We start from the raw sequence: 518 nt of genomic DNA, 5'->3' as shown, positions 1-518 counted from the left end.
ACTTATCAGTTGTTACTTTAGCATCTCGGCTTATGTGGTCAACAAATATATATTGAAGGGATCGTGCAGAAAAATCATCTATCTTCATAGCGTACATACGTTTTACCTTTCCGTCTTGGGTCAACTGAACGGCTGTAACGGCTTTCTTTTTTTTGCTGTGATAACTTCGCCCTGTTTTGCCTTCGTCCTTGCCGCCCAGAACAAATTCATCAACGTGGACATTGCCATCCATAGGATAGTTCTTGCTTGATGACATAGCCTCCCTGACCTTGAGCATAAAAAGTCGTGCCGTTTTTTCGGTTACACCATAGCGCACGGCCATATAGCTTGCAGACAAACTCTTGGTGGTCGTTGCCATTTCAAAACAAATGAAAAATGCTTTGCGGACTCCAAACTTCACTTTATGGAAAAGTGTATTGGCAGTGGCTGATTCTATATGGTGGCAGATATTACATTGCCGAGAAAAACCTTTACGGTTTTGATAAGCATTATGATTGCATCTTGTGCATTTATATGCA

The 518-nt window shown here is 41.3% G+C and carries 1 protein-coding gene; it reads right to left on the bottom strand.

Translation table 11 applies throughout. From position 1 onward, the window contains the following. The coding region (locus tag OOZ15_RS20105) for an IS1595 family transposase (RefSeq protein WP_265958207.1) at positions 1-518 on the bottom strand (518 nt) is incomplete at both ends.

Source organism: Galbibacter kalidii, from assembly GCF_026241135.1.
Lineage (GTDB): Bacteria > Bacteroidota > Bacteroidia > Flavobacteriales > Flavobacteriaceae > Galbibacter.
Note: the sequence above shows the minus strand (reverse complement) of the source record. Positions and strands in the feature narration are given on the sequence as shown.